The sequence below is a fragment of the Flavobacterium maritimum genome (genome assembly GCF_040049085.1).
Taxonomy (GTDB): Bacteria; Bacteroidota; Bacteroidia; order Flavobacteriales; family Flavobacteriaceae; genus Flavobacterium; species Flavobacterium maritimum.
Genome location: NZ_JBDLZY010000002.1, coordinates 390,476 through 412,863 on the forward strand (window position 1 = coordinate 390,476; position 22,388 = coordinate 412,863).

The window sequence follows — 22,388 nt, forward strand, 5'->3', positions numbered from 1 at the left end:
CTCATTCGAAATTGCAACAAATGTCCGCTATGCTCATTTCTGCATAGTCATTTCTAATTTTTAATAAATTCAGCCAATAGTCTGGTAAAATCGGTAGCTTTTTCAATATTCGAAATATGAGCCGCTTCTACTGAAAACAAAGTCACATTTGGAATTTTATCTTTGAAAAATTTAGCATCTTCTACCGTAGTAACAGCGTCTTCCGTTCCTGAAATGATTAAGGTAGGTACTGGAATTTTTGAAACTTCCTCAGTAAAATCAGCATCCCGAACGGCAGCACAGCACGACATATATCCGTCTAAAGGTGTTTTTACAAAAACAGACAAAACATCGTCTACAACCACTTTGTTTTCAGTGACAAACCCAGGTGTGAACCAGCGTTCCTGTGTTCCTGAAACAATACTGTTCAACCCATTTTGCCGAACCGTTTCGATGCGGTTATTCCATCCTTCCTCATTTCCGATTTTGGTGGCGGTATTAGAAAGAATCAGTTTATGTAAGCGTTCCGGTGCATGAATGCCTAACCATTGTCCGGTTAATCCACCAATGGATAATCCACAGAAATTTACTTTATCAATCTTCAGATAATCCAGTAATTCCAAGACATCCTTTCCCAGCATTTCGATGGAATATTCTCCTTCTGGAACCTCACTTTTACCATGACCCCGGGTGTCATATCGAAGCACATTAAATTCGAGCCCCAACAACCCCACTTGTTTATCCCACATGCTTAAATCGGTCCCCAATGAATTAGAAAAAACGATTGTTTGCTCTTTCTTGAAATCATCAAATACGTAATTCAATGGCGTATTATGTGTTTTTATTTTTGACATTGTTTCATTTTTTGGTTAACCTAAATCACCACCTGCAACCGGAATCGTAATTCCTGTGATATAAGAAGCTTCGTCTGATGCCAAAAAAAGTATGGCCGAAGTTTGTTCTTCAATGGTTCCGTAGCGTTTCATTAAACTTGATTCGGTCGTTTGATCCGCCACTTCTTGTCGCCATATTTTTTCCTGTTCTGAATCAGGAGTTTCATTACGGGGAATCAATCGTTCCGGAGCTTCAGTTCCGCCAGGTGCAACTGCATTCACTCGAATGTTTTTTTCAGCATATTCAAAAGCCATCGCAGCTGTCAGTGCATTGACCCCTCCTTTTGCAGCAGCATAAGGCACCCTGTTAATTCCTCGGGTTGCCACAGAAGAAACATTTACAATGACCCCTGCTTTTTGATCCAACATCACCGGAAGTACTGCCCGGCATCCCCAAAGTGTCGGGAAAAGGGAACGACGAATTTCTTTTTCAATCTGATCTTCTTCGTAAGTAGCAAAAGGTTTCATCCAGATTGTACCTCCTACATTATTAATCAAAATATCTATTTTGTTAAATTTCTCTACCGCCTGTTGAACAACTGACTGAAACCCTTTGAATGTTTCCAAATCTGCGATAACAGGAAGTGTTCTATTCTTTTGCTCTTCGCTCAATTGTGAAGCGATCTCATTGACCAATGGAGAGCGGTCGACCATTACCACCGAAGCACCTTCGGCTAACAGTTGCAAGGCAACCGTTTTTCCTATTCCTTGAGCGGCGCCAGTAACAATGGCAACTTTAGCTGAAAATCTATTAGGGTGAAGCATTTTTATCCTTTACTAAATTATAATTGTACACTTTCTTGTCCCGTTGGAACAAATTTCTCCATGTAAAAATTAACATGATTAATATCCTCTTTCTGCAGTGTTGTTTTAACTGCTTCCACCATTGCATTTGGACCACAGATATAAATATCATAGGCTGTTTCTCCTAGAATATCTTTGTTTATCCATTGGGTAACGAATCCTTTATCATGACCTTCTGCCGCTTCATCTGACGTACAAGTAAAAATTTGCAAAGGCATGATTTCACTGAATGCTTTCAATCGTTCTAATTCCACAACGTTCTCTCCGGTTGTTGCACCATAAAACAAATGCACAGGAGTAGTGTTATTTTCCGCTTTTAATTTTTCAAGCATCGCCATAAAAGGAGCAATTCCAGTTCCGCCAGCAATAAAAATTAATTCGCGTTGGACATCTCTCAGATAAAAACTTCCCAAAGGAGTTACGATGTTTAATTCGGTTCCCTCGGTTGCCAAATCTTTCAGATAGCTACTCATCAATCCCCCGGGAACTAATTTGATTAAAAATTCACCTTCTGTAGTACCCGGTTGTGAACTGAAAGAATATGATCTGGTCAGTGCTGTTCCCGGAACTTCAATATTTACGTATTGTCCCGGAAGAAATTCGAAAGAACTGTTATCTGAAGCTTGCAATTTTAATTGATAGATTTCTGAAGATAACTTGTTCAATTCTTTAATTACGGTCGTTACTGCCGTAGATTTAACTTTACAGGCAGCAGAACTAGCCAAAATATCCACTACAAGATCTGATTCTGGTCTTACCTGACAAGCAAGGGCAAAACCTGCTGCAGCTTCTTCATCTGACAAGGCTTCTTCGATATAGTCTCCTGCATCAAAGCTTCCAGATCTCATTTTACATTTACAAGTACCACATGCGCCATCGGCACAATCTAACGGAATGTTTATCCCAACACGATAGGCCGTTTCTGCGACGGTTTCATTGGGTAAACTATCTATAAATCGGGTTACTCCGTCCTCAAAGTTTAATGCTATTTTTGCCATTACTTTTAAATTTTAAATATGATAGATGTCAAGAACCTGTCTGATATAATCGTTTTTCAGGATGACTTTTTTATTCGTGATTAGGAAAGAATCTCCTTCTTTTTTCAAAGTGTAGAAGGAAACTCCAAAAAATTGATCCAATGTATTGTACCTGAAACTGAATGTATTCCAGTTAAAACGAATTTTAACCTCATCTTCATTTTCTTCCAGAATTTCAATATTTGAAATCATATGATTTGTTCTGGTGTCTGGTAAAGTAGCACTCGAACGTTCGGTTCTGATTCTAAAAACCCGGTCTTCCAAACCATAACGATTTGGATAATAAATCAATGAAATTTCGGTCTCATGATTGGTTGTCAGATTATCTTCATCATCCCAAGATGGCATCCAAAATTGTACCTGTTCATCATATAATTGTAGCCACTCATCCCATTGTTTATCATCTAAACGTCTTGCTTCCTGATAAACAAAAGCTTGTATTTTTTCAAAATTTGTCATCTTACAAATTATTTACTTGGTTAATCAATTCCTCTTTTTCTAAAGCATCCTTCAAGGTATCTGCCCAATAATGGTGTTGCATCAGGAATAATCCTTCGTCTTCGGTTCTGATTCCGCTTAATTTTGGATTGATTCCCATCGCGACAGCATGCTCGTCCGGACCGTAAACCCAGTGTTCTGCACCGCGGCTGACATCATTCCAAGGCATTGCTTTGGCCAAATAACTTTCTTGACACGATCTGAATTCTTCCAAATCATCAGGTGTTCCCATTCCGGTTACATTAAAGAAATCCTCGTATTGACGTATACGTAAAGCACGATCTGTCGCAGCTTCATTTTTGGGTGCGATACAGTAAATCGTAACTTCTGTTTTATCCACAGAAATAGGACGACATACCCGTATTTGAGTGGAGAATTGATCCATCAGATACACGTTCGGATAAATCGCCAAGTTGCGTGTTTCGTTGACAATGAAATTAGTTCTTTCTTCCCCTAGTGTACTGTTCAATCTATCCAATTGACTGTAAAGCGGACGTACTTCAGGATTTAGCATTTTGGTCCAAAGCAAAATATGACCATTGTCAAAACCGTAAACGCCCCCAATACTTTTTGACCATCCGTTAGGATCTACCGCTTTTACACCATCCTCCTTACGGTTACCCATTGTCGCCACATAATTCCAATGTACAGAACTTACGTGGTAACCATCGGCACCATTCTCCATTTGCATTTTCCAGTTCGCATCATAAGTATAAGAAGATGCCCCTTTAACCACTTCCAATCCAAATTCAGCCTGATCAACCATTTGATCTATAATCTTTTTGGTGTCACCCAAATAATCTTCTAAGGAACAAGAATCCGGATTTAAACTGCCAAATAAAAATCCTTTATAGGATTCAAATCGGGCCACTTTTTTCAAATCGTGAGATCCCTCTGTGTTGAATTGCTCAGGATATCCCGCACCTTTCACGTCTTTTACTTTTAATAACTTACCTGAATTATTAAAAGTCCAGCCATGAAAAGGACAAGTATAGGTTGATTTATTTCCTTTTTTATAACGACAAAGCTGTGCTCCTCTATGACTGCAGGCATTGATAAAGGCATTCAATTCACCTTCTTTGTTACGGGAAATAAAGATCGGTTGTCTTCCAATGTGAGTAGTGAAGTAGTCGTTAACCTCTGTGATCTGACTTTCATGAGCCAGGTATACCCAATTGTTTTCGAAAATATATTTCATTTCCAATTCGAAAAGTTCCGGATTGGTAAACGATTCTCTGTTATGACGATAAAGACCTTCTGCAACATTTTTTTCCAGTAGGCTATCTATATATTCTTTGTTTAAATTTTCCATTTGTGTTGTTGTTTAGTAGTCAGAAGAATTTTGTTCTTAGTCTCTTTTGGGTAAAACCACCATGAGAATATTTTTGAAATCAGTTCGATTCGTTAATTCTCACGGGGATTCTACAAGTCCAAAATGTTCTAAAATTAAAGGTTAACCTACTGGCTGTTTTCGATTATACTAAAGCTTCTGCTCTCAATCTTTCCACTTCCGTATCATGAATTCCTTCAATTTCTTTGTGCAAAGTGAAGTCGAAATCGATTGAGGAATACGGTCTGTCTAAACCTTTCTCCTTGATTTTTTCAGCATCTGTAATTGTAATTTGAGTAGGAACTAAACCTTCACGGGTTGCGAAAGCGAAATCATCCCATAAGTATGGATCTCCCTCAAAATTAATTTGTGTTGTTAATTTTCGGCAATCTGGTGCAGAAACAAAGAAGTGAACATGTGACGGGCGATTTCCGTGACGACCAATAGAACTCAAAAGTTTTTCTGTCGATCCACCTGGAGGAACTGCATATCCTGAAGGAAGGATGCTACGGAATTGGTAGTTTCCATTCTCATCTGTTACTATCGTTCTTCTTAAATTGAAATCACTTTGTGATTGATCAAAATAAGAATAACAACCTTTTAAATTGGCATGCCATACTTCTACAATTGCATTCGGAATTGGATTGTTGTTATCATCCACCACTTTTCCCTGCATAAAGAAAACTTCTCCTTCTTCAACTTCAGTTCCATCATCCAGACGGGCAAATCCTACTGATTTTGGTGCTCCTGCAACATAAAGTGGGCCTTCTATAGTTCTTGGTGTTCCGCCTGTGATTCCTGCTTTTTCTTCTTCTTCATCCAAACGTAAGTCTAAGAAATGCTCTAATCCTACACCTGCAGCAATCAAACCATATTCTCCGTTTTGTCCTGCTTCGGTAAGAAAATTAATTCCTTGCCAAAATTCATCCGGTTGGATGTCTAAATCTTCAATAGTGTAAAACAAATCACGCATGATTCTGTTTACAATTTCTTTTACTCTTTCACTTCCACCATTTGGTTGTTCTGTACTTTCGATTTTTTTAAGTAATCCATCGATTTGTGCTCTTGTCATGATATTGATTTTTAAATAATTAATTGATATAGTTTTTTTGATTTTTTAATAGATTATAATTCTCCTTCTTTGATAGAAGAATAGTGTTTGCATAATGATTTTACTTCAATTTCCATAAAAGGAAAAAGGGGTAAATTGCTCAAAATGTCATGCAACTCAGCCGGGCTTTCTACATTGAAAATACTGATGTTCGAATACTTTCCGACAATTCTCCAGATGTCAACCCATTTGCCGATGCGTTGCAGTTCCTGGGACATGGCTTTTTCTCTTGCTTTTAATTCGTTTACAAAATCCACATCTAAATCCTGTGGAATTTTTACGGTCATCTCTACGTGGAATAACATACTTTTATTTATTTACGTTTGTATTTATTGAGTTTTTCTAAATCTAATTCTAAGCCCAAACCGGGACCTTGAGGGATTTCCATAGCTGAATTTGCAAACACTACGGTATTTTTCACAATGTCATCAGTCAATAACAACGGTCCGAAAAGTTCCGTTCCCCAAGACATCTTTTTTAAAGTACTGAAAGCATGTGCCGAAGCAACTGAACCAATTGTCCCTTCCAATAATGTTCCCCCATACAAACTGATATCAGCAGCTTCTGCAATCGTAGCGACTTTTAGTACATTATGTAATCCTCCTGATTTTCCAATCTTTAAAGCAAAAACATCTCCTCCTCTTATTTTTGCCAATTTGTAGGCATCCGTAATATCATTCAGCGCTTCATCAGCCATAATAGGCACAGTAAACATTTTTGCTAATCGCGCCAATCCTTCAAAATTTTCTTTAACGATTGGTTGTTCGATAAGGTCAATACCGGCATCTTGTAATTTGGCAATACTTATTTTTGCAGTACTTTCGTCCCAAGCCTGATTCACATCTACCGTTACTTTGGCTCTGTCACCCATGGCTTTTTTAATTGCAGCAACGTGCGCTATAGAAATTTCAGGGGCTTGCCAGCCAATTTTCAATTTGAAAGTGTTGTGTCTTCCAATAGCTAAAAGATGTTCTGCTTCTTCAATGTCTTTTTGTGTATCTCCGCTGGCCAATGTCCATAAAACCGGTAAAGTCTTGGTAGTTGCCCCTCCCAATAAAGTTGAAACAGAAACACCCAATCGTTTTCCGTGTGCATCCAAAAGTGCCGTTTCAATCCCTGATTTCGTGATTCGGTTACCTTTAATGTTTTTCTCAATCAAAAACATTGCTTTGTTAATATTGGTAGCATCCTGTCCTATTAATAAAGGAGAGAAATACGTATCGATATTGAGTTTCATACTCTCTGGAGATTCTTCTCCGTAACTCAATCCTCCAATGGTTGTTGCTTCTCCAATTCCTTCAATACCATCACTACAAAACAATCGAATGATAACCATAGTTTGGTTTTTCATCACGGTCATCGAGAGATGATGTGGGCGAATTGTTGGCAAATCAACCAGAGTTGCTTCAATTTTTTCAATAATGGGATTATTCATTTTCTAGTGTCTAAATTTATTTGATTGCTACAGGAGTGAGTACTTACTCAATAATTAATGAGCACTCACTTACTGTTTGATTATCACAAATTTATAGCTAAACGGAGGGTCAAAAATTGGATTAATTTGTTATTAATGAGACAAATCAAACAAATAGGCAAAAAGCATAACTATTTGTTTACGATAGCTTTAAACAACAAAAACACAGAAAAATAGGTGTGATTTCTTTTAAAAAGCAGGACTAACAATACTTTTTACGGTAAAATGCGAAATAAGAGTGCAATACACGTCGAATGTATAGAATTGACATGTATCGTATTTTAATTATCGTGGTGGTAAAAAACGAAGAGAGTGATTACTTACGTCCTAATTGACTTCTGAATTCTTTGGGAGTGAGTCCGGTTCTTTTCTTAAACAAACGGGTAAAATAAGCGGGATCCTCAATATCTAATTCATATGATATCTCGGCAATCGCCATATCAAAATTACGGAGGTAAATTTTAGCCTCATCAATAAAAAAATTGATGATAACATCTTTAGGAGACAAACCGGAAACATCTTTGCAGATTCGGTTGAGATGTCCGCTCGAAATAGCTAAACGGGCTGCATAGTCTTCCACGCTAACTTTAAAGGATTTTTGTTCCTTAATTAATTGAACAAAACGTCTATAGTACATTTTATTCTTGTTATCAGAAAGATTAACAGCGGCAGAAGTTACAAATACCCTGTATAAACGCAACAACATCATTCCCACTAAGTACTGCAATGCGTGTTGCTTACCCGGTAATTCAGAATAATATTCATCAATACATTTATGAATGGTTGTCAAAGCATCATTGATTAATTTATCATCTTCGGATAATTTTGAAATATGGATTTCGTCTATCTTATTGATGATATCGGTATCAAGCTTCAACATATTCTCCAAGGATTTGTCATAAAGGGAGATTACCCATCCTTTGGTATCCGGATTCATGCGCAAACCATGACTGATATTTTTTGGAATAGAAAAAAAAGAGACACTATCCACCACTTGACTTTCGCCATTAATTATCAATTCAAGATACCCGCTTTCCACCACAAAAATTTGAAAAAGGTCACTATGTGCATGAGGTTTAATATACCATTCATGGCGTTTACCAGTCATTTCCATTGGAGTAATATGGATAATATCCCTAACCATATCGATCGAGTTATCCCCATAAATCCCCTTAAAAAACAGCTTACTCCTCATGTAGTATATGACTCAAAAAAAGTTTTTGAGAAGCCTCAAAGATAGTGAAAATACAACTACAACGTTTTAGTCCTATTTCACATTTTCGATTAAAAGTAAAACAATAGGTACTTAAGTCCTATGTTACCGTATTCAATTTAGAAAGTCGGTATAATAATAATGCAACCAAAATTAGATAAACAATAGCCATACTCATCGCAATCACATAACCATCTAATCCTTCTTTTAAACTATAAAAGAAAACACTGCCAATAATACTGATTCCAAAAGCAGAGGAAAATTGCTGTACCGTTGAATACACGCCACCGGCTAATGCGGCATAATCAACAGGAATTTTTTTAAGGGCATAATTCAAAATGGAAGGCAAAAGTGTTCCTTGACCCAATCCATACAACAAAAGATACAAAGGAACATAATCTACATTCTCTTTATTACCCAGTGTAAGTGTCTGCAAAACCAAAGAAAAGATCATAATGATGCAACCTGCAATCAACAATTTGATCCCATATTTATGCAATAATTTAAAAGCAATAAAAGAAGAAATCAAAAAACCAATTCCGTTAAAAGTAAAATACTGACTGGCTACATAAGGATCAAGACCCAAGTTTTTTTGGAATTGAACGGCGCAAATTAGCAGATACGAATTGTGTGCTCCGAAAAAGAATAAAGCGACCAGCAAGACCAGATTGAAACTTTTGATTTTAAAAAGATTGGTGTTCATCAAAGGACTGCTTTGTTCCTGGGTTTTCTTAGTTTGGTTATTCCAAAATATATACAAAAGAACAGCTGATAAAAACAGTAAAAGTACTACCAAAATAGAAAGTCCTTCTTCTGGAACCAATGTGAGGCAATAAATTAAACTTCCCAAAGAAACAGTTAATAATAAGACGCCTGTCATATCAAATTTCCCTTTTCTATTCAAGCGTGTTTCATCGAGGAAAAAAATGGAAAACAAAACTGTCAGTAAACCAAATGGCACATTAATTAAAAAAATCAATCTCCAACTTTCTTCAATATAATCGTGCGCCACAAAATAACCTCCTAAAAATTGTCCCAAAATTGAAGCGATTCCAAGGGTAATTCCGAAAAAGCCAAAGGCAGTATTCCTTTCTTTGGCTTCCCGAAATGTTAATTGTATTATAGTCAGAGTCTGAGGAATCATGAAAGCCGCTGCCATACCCTGAAAAAATCTAAAAATAATTAATTCTAAAATCGTTCCTGCACAACCACATAAGGCAGAGGTAATAGTAAAAGACAGCATTCCAAGGATGAATAATTTTTTTCGTCCATAAAAGTCCCCAGCTCTTCCTCCTGTAACCAAAAAAACACAATAACCCAACAAATATGAACTAATCACTAATTCCGTATTACTGTCTGAAGTCATATACTGCTGTTTGATTTCTGGCAATGCCATATTCACAATGTATACGTCTATAACCGACAGTAATGGTGCCACAAGCACAATAATCAAAGACAGCCACCTGTTGGTTTCGTTCATAATGGTTTTTAAAATGGTTGTAAAAAAGAACTTTTAAAATGTATATGTTGTCGAAAATAATACTCTTGTATTGGGCACCAAATTAAGATTAGCAACCGCTCTGCCGCTATTGTCAGCATCTCCCCATTCGGCGACAGAATATTCTACTTCCAATCCAAATTTCAATTTTTTGAAAGGCATTTCAACTCTGGGAGCCAATCGATAAATATAATTAATTGTTCTGGCTCCAGTTCCTGCTCCGATACCTCCAACAGCCGATGCAAATCCGTAACTTTTAGCTTTTACACCAGCAGTATTAATCACGTCCTTACCTCCTTCATTTTTACTGAATCCAGCAAAAAAACCAGGAATTATTTTCTTTGTTTTTCCTGCGAAATCAATCCAATACGATTGTGTACTCATAGTAGTATAAGTTTCAATCTGGTCTGGCAAAGTATAGCCAATAAACCCTCCTAGCATGATAAAGGAAGCTGCATTCTCTCCATAAACTGCTTCCGCTCTAATGGTAACCGGTTTCGTTTCCACACGCGTGTAAGCCATAACAGAAACACTGTTCACACGTTCATTAGAGACATTATTTGCATCACCGGAACTTAGTTTAGGGCGAATTTGTTCAAAATGACCAGCCAAACCTACAATCAGATCTTTGGTTTTATAATTCATCTGAACATGTCCTGAAGGAAGTGCACTGTTTCTGTACGGAGTCGTATTGGCCGTAAAATCTCTTTGTGAAACAATGGCAAGAATAAGATTGAAATCATTTATTTTTTGGGTTAACCGTATCTGTGGATTTCGATTATAAGGCATATATGGTGCTCCGCCACTGAAATTAACCACGCCCGGGAATATCTCCGGTATCGTAAGCGGATGCCAATATTGACCTATTCCTAACTGAGTTTTATCCCAATCAAGTGTAATCCAAGCGTGTCGTAGGCGAAATTCGTTAATTCCGGCTTCTGCATTACCAAAGAAATCTCCTTCCAAGAAACCACAAACTTTCGCCCCCAAAACATCAGGTCCATTTACTCTGACACCAACTCTGGATAATATATCTAACATTTGGAATTGCGGAGCGGCATTTCTGTCTTCTCCGTTTTCGTCCCAACTAACATCTTTTGGCCAAAGCATTACTTCAGCTTCTCTTACATCAACTGTCTGACGGGAATCATACATAGCGTCGTGTCTGATAAATCCTGAAAATTTAACGTCAAAAAGTGGATCTTTTTTTTCAGGTTTAGGAGCAACTATGCTGTCTTTTTTTTGTGCAGTTTCCTGACCACTAGCCATAGCGGTAGTGATTAGCAAACCCGTCAGGGCAACTATTTTATTCAAATTCATCTTTATATTTTTTGTTTTATAAATCCTTAACTACTGAGGATTTTTAGTCTTTTTGGTTTGTTATTCATCTGCCACGATAGGATCCAACTGTAGTATCTGTTGTTGGGCTAATTCGGTTTTTTTGTCATGGCTGTGTTTTACGCTAATAAAACAAACCGCTAAAGCACCCAGCACTCCAGGCACGGCAAAAGCAACAAAATTAAATTGGAAAGGCAATCCTATACTTAGTAAAGTTCCCCCTAAGATTGGTCCTAAAATAGCCCCTAATCTTCCTATTCCAGAAGCCCAACCAATACCGGAAGACCTAATGTTTATAGGGTAAAACTGTGCTACATAAGTGTAACATAAAATTTGTGTCCCAATAGTGGTGGCTCCTGCAATAGCGATTAATATGTACAGTACCAGAGTTGAACTTTTGAAACCCAATAAACTCAAAGAAATAGCGGCAACTGCAAAGAAAGAAATCAGAACTGTTTTCAGATTGAATTTATCTCCAAGCCATCCGCCACTTACGGCTCCTATTATAGCTCCAAAATTCAATACTAACAAGAAGGTAAGACTGGATCCTAATTCGTAACCCGCTTTGTTCATTAATTTAGGCAACCAGGAATTCAAACCGTAAACCATCAACAGACAGCTAAAAAAGGCAATCCAGAACATTATTGTACTGGCAGCACGATTGTGCTTAAATAATTTTGCAACACTGGCACCTTTAGTTTTTTCTTCACCAACTTCTAACTGATCTCCTTTTTGCGGAATATACGTTGGATCAATTTTAGAAAGTATCGTTTTAGCTTCGTCAATTCTGTTTTGTTTCACCAAAAACCCAACAGAATCAGGTAAAAATTTAATGATTACGGGCAATAAAAGAATGGGTACTAATCCAACATAGAAAACAGATTCCCATCCGAAATTAGGTATCAAAACAATTCCCAATCCGGCAGAAAGCATTCCTCCCACAGAATATCCGCTAAACATGATGGTTACCAAGGTACTTCTGATTTTCCTAGGGGAATATTCAGTCATTAATGCAACGACATTGGGCATTACGCCACCAATCCCGAGTCCGGCTAGAAAACGGAGAATTCCAAACTGTAATGGAGTTTCTGCAAATCCATTAATAAACGTGAATCCACTGAATAGGAAAATACAAGTAATAATCGTTTTTTTTCGTCCGATACGATCGGAAAGTGTTCCAAATATCAATGCGCCAAACATCATCCCAAAGAGCGCATAACTCCCTAAAGCTCCTGCTTCAATCGGCGATAGATTCCATTTTTCCATTAATATGGGAAGTACAACTCCATATATTACGAGGTCGTAGCCATCAAAAATGATAATTAACGCACTCCAGAATAATACTGTCCAGTGAAATCCGCCAAACTTCGCTTTGTCTATCAGATTGTGAATATCTATTTTTCGCATAATTTTTGTTTTTTTGATTAAAAGGTTAATTGTTGTTGGTTAATTAGGTAATAAAAAATTAGGCTGTTATATGGTTGAGCCTAAAGCAACAAATTTTTCCATATAAAAATTTGTAGGTGTAAAAGGGTTCTTCGCAATTTAATTTCTGGTTAAACCCATTATATCGTTAACATCTCTTACCGATGCAGTTAATTAATATTGATGTCCTATTGCAGTTTCCATTTACACGCAGGAAGAACAAACTCATAATGTCTCAATCTGTATTTTGTATTCTACTTATTCAGCAACACATTTACAGAATAACTTACTTATTACTAATAATTATTTGTTTTAATTATTCAAAACACAATTATTATCCGTTTTTAATATTGATATGCAAATATTAAAATTAATGGAGGTGAAAAATTGTCCTTTTGAATCAATAACAGGACAAATCAAATGTTTTACAGCGGCTTATAGTAAATAGATTGTTAAATGATTCGTTTGCCTCCTCAGCTATAATAGTCACCTCCTAATAATTCGCAAACAAAAGCAAACAACTGTAAATCTTCACATTACACACTTTCCAATTTTTACTTATGTTCTATTTACAACATTGTAAGTTTTACGCTATATTTGATTTTTACAATCCGATAGCCATTTACTATTTCAACAATACCAGTATTCCAAAAATAATCTGCCATGATTTCTTTCTTCAAATCCTTACAATTACTTTCTGATACCGAATTGCAAAAATTGAACGGTTTGCCGAAAATGAGGTTATTAAAAAAAGGAAGCTTCCTTATTCAGGAAGGGAAAGTGTGCGAAGAGATTGTTCTAATTAAATCCGGTATTTTGCGATCCTTTTATACCAATGGTGAAGGAAAGGAAATGACCAATTGTATCGCTTTTGAAAATGAATTGATGTCGGCTTTTTCTAGTTTTATTTCACAAAAACCAACAGAGGAGAATATACAGGCTATATCAGATACAGAAATATTGGTTTTAACCAAAAGCAACTTAAATTTTCTATATGAGAACAGTGTTGCCTGGCAAAACGTTGGTCGTTTTTTAACGGAATTGCAATACGTAGATTTAGAAAAAAGAATTGTTTCATTTCAAAAAGATACAGCCAAACAACGGTATGAAAAATTGCTAAGCAATCATTCGAAATACGTTAAATTTATTCCTTTAAAATATTTAGCATCCTACTTAGGGGTAACACCCAGACATTTGAGCAGATTAAGGAAAGAAATTTGATTTTAGGACATTTGTCTATTATAAACACAGAATTCTGAGACATCTTTACATCGAAAAATAACTCGTATAAAATGAAAAAAATTCTCATTATCAATGGACATCCCAATAAGGAAAGTTTTAATTTCGGACTTGTAGCTGCCTATAAAAAAGGTGCCTTACAAGCTGGTGCACAAATAAAAGAAATTGTAATTGCTGAACTAAACTTTAATCCGAATTTACAATTTGGTTACCAAAAAAGAACGGAGCTTGAACCAGACTTGATAGAAGCCTGGGAGAAAATTAAGTGGGCAGACCACATGGTTTGGGTACATCCTGTCTGGTGGGGTGGCTTACCTGCTATTACAAAGGGATTTATCGATCGGCTTTTTTTACCTGGTTTTGTGTTTCAGTACCGAGAAAATTCCATGTTTTGGGACAAACTGTTAAAAGGCAAAACAGCCCATATTATTACTACTCTTGATCAGCCGGGATGGTATTACCGATTTGTCTATGGAAGACCAAGTGTCAATCAGCTCAAAAGATCAACTTTAGCATTTTGCGGGGTAAAACCAGTCAAAGTAACATATATAGGCATTATCAAAAATTCTACAGATGTCGCTCGAAAAAAATGGTTGGAAAAAGTCGAGAAATTAGGCTTGCGACTATCCTGATGTGACATACGTCAAAAAATTTTCCTTTTAATCTAAATGATAAAATTTTTGAATCAGATATCTTAAGACGAAATACAAAAGTGTTCCAATCAAGGCAAATGAAACAAAGAAGTAAATGAGATTTAAAATGATATTGGGAATAAATTTCAGTTTAGGATGAACATAGTAAGGCTCACGATGCAGTCTCTCGTGAATATTTTGTTTTACTATTTTGACTTTCTTTTTGATAGTTCAGTGGTTTTAAAAACAAATTGAAAAATATAAAAGACTTCACAAGAACCTTTTATTCCCATTTAAGTTCTCTAAATTAAACAATTAAATTTATATAACCTCTCACCTATATTAATCTTTAACAGAAAAATATTTTGCCGAAGTGAATATAATTTTAAAACATTCCAGGGCAGAAATTAATAACCAATATTAATTTTCTGCTTGAAATTGACCGATATCAAACTTCCAGTCCTGATTATTGCTATACCACAATTGCCCTTCTAAAACCTCTAAAGGGCAATCGAAATTATTGGTATAAAGCGCTCCCGTACCCAATCCTTGCGGCATGGAATTGTGTTGCAAAAATGTCCATTGTGCAATGGCATTCAGTCCGATATTACTCTCTAAAGCAGAGGTAATCCACCAACCGATATTATACTTTTCAGCCAACGAAATCCACTCTTGCGAACCACGAATTCCTCCTATAAAACTAGGTTTTAAAATAATGTATTGCGGCTTTATTTTTTGCAGTAATTCTTCTTTTTCAGCCAGTGTAAAAACGCCAATTAATTCTTCATCCAAAGCAATAGGAAAAGGAGTAATTTTACACAATTCTGCCATACTGTCAGTATTGTTTTTTTTAATCGGTTGTTCTATACTATGTAATTCAAATTCAGATAGTTGCATTAATTTATTTAAAGCTTCAGATGTATTAAAAGCACCATTTGCGTCCACTCGGATTTCCACCTGTTCAGGAGTAAAATGCGTCCTGATAAAGCGCAATAATTGTAGCTCTTTATCAAAATCTATAGCACCAATTTTTAACTTGATGCAACGGAAACCATCCCTTAATTTCTCTTCAATTTGTTGCTTCATAAAAGATTCTTCACCCATCCAAACCAAGCCGTTTATAGGTATTGATTTTTGTCCTCTGGTAAAGTCTGAAGGAAATAGTAAAAAAGGTGTTTCGCTCTCCAAGGACTGGAACGCCATCTCCACTCCAAACTGTATCGAAGGAAACTCAATTAGAGCTTCCCAAAGCTTGTTTTTTCCCAGATGGATATTAGCACAAGTCCACTGCAATTTTTCTTCGTAATCCGGTCTGTCGTCTATACTCAAACTTCTCAAAATACCACACTCACCTATTCCTTTTTTTTCGCCTTGTTCCAAAACGATAAACCAGGTTTCCTTTTCGTTCATCACACCACGGGAAGTTCCTGATGGCCGTTTGAAATTCAGAATGTATTTGTGATAAGTCGCTTTCAAAACAATTTTAGATTTTAGATTTTACGTTTTATGTTTTAGATTTTTTATCTCACTAATTCTTCATCATCTTCAAAACCTTTTCAAAATCATCGTTCTGAATTCCTGCTTTCTGAAAGGCTTCAAAATCTTGTTTTGTTTTTTGAGTCCAACTCAAACTGTCCGTTACGTTTTGGGATTGGTATTCTTTGTAAATCGGTTTGGCCGTTTTGAAATTATCGTTCAACAAATAAGCATGTGCCAAATTTAGTTTTATCAATAGTTCTGAATCGTCCAGCTTTTCACCTTCTTTCAGGTATTTTATTGCTTTTCCGTACTGTTTCGTCAGGAGATAACTGTTTCCTATCGCATTATAATCTAACGCATTGGCTTTCCCGTCATTGATTATCATGCTTAATTTAGCAATTGCTTCGCCATGTTTGCCTTGCTTTACCAAACTTGAAGCTTGTTTGCGCAAATCAGTATAAGTAGCACTGGAAACACTGGTTTCACCAAAACAGCTGTTGCCAAAATCTTTAAAAGCTTTATTACGCTCCACAGCCAATAGTTTTTGGAATTCTGGATATTTGTATTTCGCTTGAATTTTATCTAGAATGCAAACACAGAAATTATCTGAATTGGTCATTTTTTGAGCCAGATTCGAAGTTTTGCATTGATCGATAATTGATTTTCTGTTATCAACTGTCCATCCTTTGCTTAGTTTAATATCAACCCAAGGCACTACCTCCAAAATTATCTTTTGGTTCATAATCCAGTTCTTGCTTTCGAAACCAAACCAAATGGCATTGGCGTTCGCTTGTAAACAAGCCGATTTATCTGCAGAAAGTCTTTTGGCGTCTTTGCTGACAGGCGTATCCTGAACTAAGCAGGCCTCATCTGTTTTTCCTGTTTTCTTGTATTCTGAAGCTAATTCAGCTTTTGAAAAAACAGCATATTTACACTTATCATCGCCTGAAATTTTAGATAAGATAAAAACAGCACCGGCAGACCCCTGGCTGATTCCTGTTGGGTCCGGAATAGCTTTTAACACCGAAACTAAACTACCTGCCATTTGCTGATTCTCGTCCAAAAGCGTGATTCGGTACACGACTTCGGTTGTCCCAGCTGGTAATTCATCTGTTTTGATGATAATGCGATCTCTGGCAGAAACAATTATTTCTTTGGTAGTGGCGCGCTCTTTGTCCCAATAGCCATCTTTTTGCGAGAAGACATTGATTGATGTGAGCAATAATAAAAATAAACTAACGAAATGCTTTTTTTGCATGATTTAAAAATTAAGCGCAAAGTTCACGAGTTTCCTCGAAAAGTCCACAAAATTAAATGATCAACGGAAAGCCTAGCCCCGATAGAAGTGAAAATCCTTTTTGTTCTTTTTTTAAGAACAAAAAGATTGCAACGAATAGCGGGAAACAGCTCCCCTTCGACAGCGTTCACAGTAATCTAAAATTATAATTCTATGGAATCCCCAATTTTCAAAAGCATCAAATCTTTGCCTTTGTTGAAGAATTTACGGATCGCATCTTCATGATCGATCTTGATGTATCCAAAAGTATCATAATGAATCCCCAGGATTTTATCACATTCCACGAAGTCTGAAGCGATAATTGCATCCTCAACATCCATCGTAAAGTTATCTCCTATAGGAAAAATAGCCAAGTCCAGTTTCGTGCGCATTGGAATGAGTTTCATATCCATTGTAAGTGCCGTATCGCCTGAAATATAAATGTTTTTATGCTCGCTTTCGATGACAAAACCTCCAGGGTTTCCGCCGTTACTTCCGTCCGGAAAAGAGCTAGAATGGACAGCACTCACGTACTTCACTTTCCCGAAGTCAAAATTCCAACTTCCGCCATGATTCATCGGATGCGACGAAAAGCCTTTATCGGCATAATACCCTGCAATCTCAGCATTGGAAACAATTACCGCATGCGTTCGTCTAGCAATAGCCTCAACATCCAGAATATGATCACCATGGGCATGGGTCAAAAGGATAAAATCGGCTTTCAGGGAGTGTACATCTATGTGAGACGCTTGTGGATTGGCCGAAATATAAGGATCAACCAAAATATGTTTACCGTTTACTTCAATACCCAAAGACGCGTGGCCATAAAATGTTATTTTCATTATTTATAATTTAAAGATTGAAAAATATAAAAATGTATTGTGTTTTTTGTAATCGACATTGCCATGCCATTACTATTAAATTTTGATACTATTTTTGAAACTTGATATTGAAATTTGATATTGAAATTGAATTATCTTCCTCCTAAGAAAAGATTCACAATTATATCTGATATCAAAGAAACCATACACAAAGACAACAGAATAGAAAGAGCAAAAGTACTTAAAGCCACTTTTTTTAATTCGGGATCTAAAGCTCTAGGTTCCTGATTTTTAGACACTGTTATCAAATGTTTAGTTAAGGGAATGTACACTAACAAAAACAAGTACTGATCAAAGTGATAATCGCTCAAAACAGCAAAAACAACAACCAAAACCATTGCTCCAATCACTAGAAAGTAATGGTATTTTTTAGCGTTTTCTGACCCCATTTTAACCACAAGAGTATTCTTTCCAGCTTTTCTGTCTGAGACTTCATCGCGCATATTATTCAGATTTAAAACCGCCACACTCAAGAACCCGATAGCGGTTGCCGGTAAAATCAAAATTAAATCCAATTGTTTGGAATATAAAAAATTCACTCCCAAAGTACTGACTAAACCAAAAAAAACAAACACGAATACATCACCATAACCACGGTATCCATAAGCCGAATTACCAACAGTATAACGAATTGCCGAAGCAATAGCCAGAATCCCCAACACTAGATAAAACAGGGAGTACCATAAATTGGTATCGGTAAACGCATAATAAATCAACAAGATTGCCGAAAGCAATGTCAATAATGAGGTAATGATAATAGCACGTTTCATCGCTGCCGGAGAAATCACACCACTTTGAATGGCGCGTTTGGGTCCTATCCTGTCCTCGTTATCAGTTCCTTTCATCCCATCGCCATAATCATTGGCAAAATTGGACAGTATTTGCAAACCAAGTGTAGTCAAAATAGCAAAAGCAAAAAGCCTCCAATTGAAAACTTCGGTTGGCGTCAGTATATTTTCTGTTGGGTTCGCCAATGCATAAACACTTCCCACGATAATTCCGGAAACAGATAAGGGCAATGTTCTCAATCGTGCAGCTTCAATCCAATGTTTCATATTCTTTTTTTTTGTTTAAAATTTAATGTGTTTAGAGTTTAAAGTCATTGTTACTCGCTAAAACAACTTCCCTCCCTACACCTTACATTATTCTTTTTACATCCAATTGCTGTCGGATGTTTCTATTTCGTACAACCAAAGGTTTACGTAATGTTTGATTTTTGTAAAATCACCTAACTGAAAAGTAACACTTCCCCCAGCGGTGTGTAAAATTATAGAACCTATGTCCAATTTTTTATGCCAAAATAATTGTGAGGTTGTAATAGCTTGAATTTTACTTGGTTCGATAATTTCATTACTGATATCCCAGGCCCCACTTTGCTTAATTATAAAATCATCGTTTATAAAAAGTCTGTTGTTTTTGAATTTAAAAAACAGGATTAAACCAACAAAACCAATATAAACAGGTACCAAATAATCAACTGTGGCAAGCAATGAAAGTATAAAATCCCTCAATAAATAAAACCCGAACAAAGGTAAGCCTATTGTCAGGAAAATTGAAAAAATAAGTTTACGAAAATTAGGCTTCAGCATAATTCCTTTTTCAGGAATCTTTTGGAACAGCAATTTTAATATAGCATCCCGCTCTGATTCATTACAACCCGGAATCTCGATAGTCGATTTACGATCTTCTTTTTCCCCGCTTGTCGCTTGTTTAATTTTCAATTCGAGAATATTCATTTTCTGCTGAAAATAATTTCTCGTCACCGTTGTAATTTGAACTTTTTCCGGTTTAATGATTGTCCCTTTGGTATGCAATAGTCCATACGACAGTAACAACGAGCCTTTTTGTCTCGTTATTTTATAATCGAAATAACGAAAAACTACTCGTACAACATTAATAATCAAAACGATTCCAAATAAAACAAAAACATAAATCAGGATAGTCCGAAATACTAAATCGCCGTCGATATAAGCCCCCACCTTAGCATTATTGATAACATCTGCGTTACCAAAATTTTGAAGATTTTCAAAAATAGTAGTGATAAATACCACTAAAAGCGCAATACTTTTTTCATAATTAGAAGTCACTCCCACTTTGAGCAAAGTCGAAAAACTTATTTTTATAAAGGGATGTTCCTCGGTAGTTAGGTTTTTATCTAAACTTACCGACTGAGGTTCTCCAGACAAAACAAACGCTGCTTTTCCTTCATTATCTAACAAACGGGATTTTAATTCTAAAGCCAATTCATGTGAAATAGCTTTTATGGAGCCTTCTTTTTTGTTGGTTCCGGCCGTATCAACCGCCAATTCATAAACCCCAATAATTCTCTGTATAAAAGATTGATTGATGTTTACCTGTTGGATTTTATTCAGCTGAATTGCAGTTTTGGTCTTATTAAAAATTCCTTCCGTAATAATGAACTCTTCGTTTTCTGAATCTAAAAAGAAAGTGAAGTTCAAATATTTCAAATACGAAACAACACCAATCAGCAAAACCGTAACTAAAATAACCAGAAAAAAATACAGTTTATTGACTTCGTCAAACTTAAATAACCAAATCAACAAAAAAGGCCAAAGTGCTCTCAAATATTGCTGAAGCGCATAAAAGAACATGACTAGAATCCCAACAATAGATTGCCGTTGTGGCTGACTAAAATCGTCCTTCATTACAATTGTTTTTGAATTTTCCCCATCAACAATTGCTTGATGTTTTCTGCCTGTTCTTTTTTGATTCCGGGAATTTCAAGATCACTGGAACTTCCTCCGGCTGTAAATATTTCTATTTTTGCCAAACCAAAATACCTTGAAACTAATCCTTCATGTAAAGAGACATGTTGTATTCTGTTATAAGGAATTATAGTTGTATTGGTTGCTAAAATTCCAAATCTGAAAAGCACATCATGATCTCTGAAAGCAAATCCTTTTTTCTTGAATCCAATGACAGAAAACACGATTATCAGTATCGATAGTAACGGAATCAGAAACCCTAGAATCAACCAGACTCTTCCTGAAAACAGTTCCGGTTTTACAACAGAAAAAATAATTGGAGCAAGAATAAGTGCCGCTATAATTAACACCAAATTGATGCTAACTACATTGAGGTATTTTGAATCCAATTTAGAAAACGGCACCGCTTCAAATCGTGGAAGTTGAGTCGTATCAATGGTTTCGTTTTTGAAATTTTCCATTAGTAAATATTAATTTAATCGGATAGGAGGCGCTAAGATAATGTTGTGCTAAGACGTAAACTTTTTTAAAAAAGCTGCATAATCTGCAGCCTAAATTCTTAACCAAAGGAGACGCTAGCATTTATTTGATTCTATTAAGTCCAATCACTAAACAGAGACCGACACTTATTATTGTGACTGATTACTGTGACTGATTACTGTGACTGACTACTGCTACTGATTACTGAAAACTGATTTTTATGGCAACCATTTCTTCTCAAAATTCGGCTTTCTTTTCTCCAAAAATGCATTTCTTCCTTCTTTGGCTTCTTCGGTCATGTAAGCTAAACGTGTCGCTTCACCTGCAAAAACCTGTTGCCCTACCATTCCGTCATCCGTTAGATTCATGGCAAATTTCAGCATTTTGATAGAAGTTGGTGATTTTGCCAAAATTTCCTGTGCCCATTCATAAGCAGTGTCTTCTAATTCAGCATGTGGAATCACAGCATTCACCATTCCCATATCCATTGCTTCCTGAGCCGAATAATTACGTCCAAGGAAGAAAATTTCGCGGGCTTTTTTCTGCCCTACCATTTTAGCCAAATAAGCCGAACCATAACCTCCATCAAAACTGGTCACATCAGCATCGGTTTGTTTGAAAATAGCGTGTTCTTTACTTGCCAGAGTCATATCGCAAACTACATGCAAACTATGTCCGCCACCCACAGCCCAACCTGGAACCACAGCAATGACTACTTTAGGCATAAATCGAATTAATCGTTGTACTTCCAGAATATTTAAACGGTGTTGACCATCATCTCCAACATATCCTTGATGCCCACGGGCGTTTTGATCACCTCCGCTGCAAAAAGAATAAATCCCGTCTTTAGAAGAAGGCCCTTCTGCTGAAAGCAAAACCACTCCTATAGAAGTATCTTCTTGTGCATCATAAAACGCCTGATACAATTCGGATGTCGTTTTGGGACGAAAAGCATTACGCACATCTGGTCTGTTGAATGCTATTCTGGCTACACCATTGCATTTTTTATAGGTTATATCTTCGAATTCTCTGACGGTTATCCAATCCATTTTAATCTGTTTTAAATTATTTTAGC

21 protein-coding genes are annotated in these 22,388 nt (G+C 36.4%); 2 read left to right on the forward strand and 19 right to left on the reverse strand.

Annotation, left to right across the window (positions count from 1 at the left end):
- Positions 1–53: 53 nt before the first annotated feature.
- From pcaD to ABEB23_RS05740, 12 genes are all read right to left on the reverse strand, one after another.
- Positions 54–833 (reverse strand): 3-oxoadipate enol-lactonase, encoded by a 780-nt coding sequence (gene pcaD, locus ABEB23_RS05685; protein WP_348811473.1) that lies wholly within the window; start codon positions 831–833, stop codon positions 54–56.
- 15 nt (positions 834–848) lie between these two features.
- Entirely contained in the window at positions 849–1,637 is a 789-nt protein-coding gene (locus tag ABEB23_RS05690; RefSeq protein ID WP_348811474.1) for a 1,6-dihydroxycyclohexa-2,4-diene-1-carboxylate dehydrogenase, read from the reverse strand.
- Positions 1,638–1,654: 17 nt separating this feature from the next.
- Positions 1,655–2,674, reverse strand: a complete 1,020-nt coding sequence (benC, locus tag ABEB23_RS05695; RefSeq protein ID WP_348811475.1) for a benzoate 1,2-dioxygenase electron transfer component BenC — start codon at positions 2,672–2,674, stop codon at positions 1,655–1,657.
- 12 nt (positions 2,675–2,686) lie between these two features.
- The gene (gene benB, locus ABEB23_RS05700) at positions 2,687–3,172 is read right to left on the reverse strand and encodes a benzoate 1,2-dioxygenase small subunit (protein WP_348811476.1); all 486 of its coding nucleotides are present in this window, start codon (positions 3,170–3,172) and stop codon (positions 2,687–2,689) included.
- Between the two features lies 1 nt (position 3,173).
- Complete coding sequence (locus tag ABEB23_RS05705; RefSeq protein WP_348811477.1) at positions 3,174–4,523, reverse strand: Rieske 2Fe-2S domain-containing protein; 1,350 nt, start codon at positions 4,521–4,523, stop codon at positions 3,174–3,176.
- Between the two features lie 163 nt (positions 4,524–4,686).
- A complete protein-coding gene (catA, locus tag ABEB23_RS05710) occupies positions 4,687–5,613 on the reverse strand; it encodes a catechol 1,2-dioxygenase (protein WP_348811478.1) in 927 nt (308 codons plus the stop codon).
- A 53-nt stretch (positions 5,614–5,666) separates the two neighbouring features.
- Complete coding sequence (gene catC, locus ABEB23_RS05715; protein WP_348811479.1) at positions 5,667–5,957, reverse strand: muconolactone Delta-isomerase; 291 nt, start codon at positions 5,955–5,957, stop codon at positions 5,667–5,669.
- Positions 5,958–5,965: 8 nt separating this feature from the next.
- Positions 5,966–7,087 carry a muconate/chloromuconate family cycloisomerase gene (locus ABEB23_RS05720; protein ID WP_348811480.1) on the reverse strand — a complete coding sequence of 374 codons (1,122 nt, stop codon included), beginning with the start codon at positions 7,085–7,087 and terminating at the stop codon, positions 5,966–5,968.
- 355 nt (positions 7,088–7,442) lie between these two features.
- Positions 7,443–8,270, reverse strand: a complete 828-nt coding sequence (locus tag ABEB23_RS05725) for an AraC family transcriptional regulator (protein WP_348811481.1) — start codon at positions 8,268–8,270, stop codon at positions 7,443–7,445.
- Positions 8,271–8,439: 169 nt separating this feature from the next.
- Positions 8,440–9,819 (reverse strand): MFS transporter, encoded by a 1,380-nt coding sequence (locus ABEB23_RS05730; protein ID WP_348811482.1) that lies wholly within the window; start codon positions 9,817–9,819, stop codon positions 8,440–8,442.
- A gap of 33 nt (positions 9,820–9,852) precedes the next feature.
- On the reverse strand, positions 9,853–11,157 hold the full coding sequence (locus tag ABEB23_RS05735) for a DcaP family trimeric outer membrane transporter (RefSeq protein WP_348811483.1): 1,305 nt from the start codon (positions 11,155–11,157) through the stop codon (positions 9,853–9,855).
- A gap of 60 nt (positions 11,158–11,217) precedes the next feature.
- A complete protein-coding gene (locus ABEB23_RS05740; RefSeq protein ID WP_348811484.1) occupies positions 11,218–12,582 on the reverse strand; it encodes an MFS transporter in 1,365 nt (454 codons plus the stop codon).
- Between the two features lie 681 nt (positions 12,583–13,263).
- On the opposite strand from ABEB23_RS05740, the gene ABEB23_RS05745 reads away from it, so the two are divergent.
- Entirely contained in the window at positions 13,264–13,821 is a 558-nt protein-coding gene (locus ABEB23_RS05745; RefSeq protein ID WP_348811485.1) for a Crp/Fnr family transcriptional regulator, read from the forward strand.
- Positions 13,822–13,892: 71 nt separating this feature from the next.
- Positions 13,893–14,471 (forward strand): NAD(P)H-dependent oxidoreductase, encoded by a 579-nt coding sequence (locus tag ABEB23_RS05750; protein WP_348811486.1) that lies wholly within the window; start codon positions 13,893–13,895, stop codon positions 14,469–14,471.
- Between the two features lie 420 nt (positions 14,472–14,891).
- Here ABEB23_RS05750 and ABEB23_RS05755 read toward each other — a convergent pair whose 3' ends face one another.
- The 7 genes from ABEB23_RS05755 to ABEB23_RS05785 form a co-directional block, all read right to left on the reverse strand.
- On the reverse strand, positions 14,892–15,947 hold the full coding sequence (locus tag ABEB23_RS05755) for an o-succinylbenzoate synthase (protein WP_348811487.1): 1,056 nt from the start codon (positions 15,945–15,947) through the stop codon (positions 14,892–14,894).
- 52 nt (positions 15,948–15,999) lie between these two features.
- A complete protein-coding gene (locus ABEB23_RS05760; protein ID WP_348811488.1) occupies positions 16,000–17,208 on the reverse strand; it encodes a tetratricopeptide repeat protein in 1,209 nt (402 codons plus the stop codon).
- A 182-nt stretch (positions 17,209–17,390) separates the two neighbouring features.
- Positions 17,391–18,068, reverse strand: coding sequence for a metal-dependent hydrolase (locus ABEB23_RS05765; RefSeq protein WP_348811489.1), 678 nt, complete (start codon positions 18,066–18,068; stop codon positions 17,391–17,393).
- Between the two features lie 131 nt (positions 18,069–18,199).
- On the reverse strand, positions 18,200–19,162 hold the full coding sequence (gene menA, locus ABEB23_RS05770) for a 1,4-dihydroxy-2-naphthoate octaprenyltransferase (protein ID WP_348811490.1): 963 nt from the start codon (positions 19,160–19,162) through the stop codon (positions 18,200–18,202).
- A 96-nt stretch (positions 19,163–19,258) separates the two neighbouring features.
- The gene (locus ABEB23_RS05775) at positions 19,259–20,773 is read right to left on the reverse strand and encodes a PH domain-containing protein (RefSeq protein ID WP_348811491.1); all 1,515 of its coding nucleotides are present in this window, start codon (positions 20,771–20,773) and stop codon (positions 19,259–19,261) included.
- Positions 20,773–21,294 carry a PH domain-containing protein gene (locus tag ABEB23_RS05780; RefSeq protein WP_348811492.1) on the reverse strand — a complete coding sequence of 174 codons (522 nt, stop codon included), beginning with the start codon at positions 21,292–21,294 and terminating at the stop codon, positions 20,773–20,775. The genes ABEB23_RS05775 and ABEB23_RS05780 overlap by 1 nt, the downstream gene beginning before the upstream one ends.
- Positions 21,295–21,531: 237 nt before the next feature.
- Positions 21,532–22,362 carry a 1,4-dihydroxy-2-naphthoyl-CoA synthase gene (locus tag ABEB23_RS05785; RefSeq protein ID WP_348811493.1) on the reverse strand — a complete coding sequence of 277 codons (831 nt, stop codon included), beginning with the start codon at positions 22,360–22,362 and terminating at the stop codon, positions 21,532–21,534.
- Between the last annotated feature and the right edge of the window lie 26 nt (positions 22,363–22,388).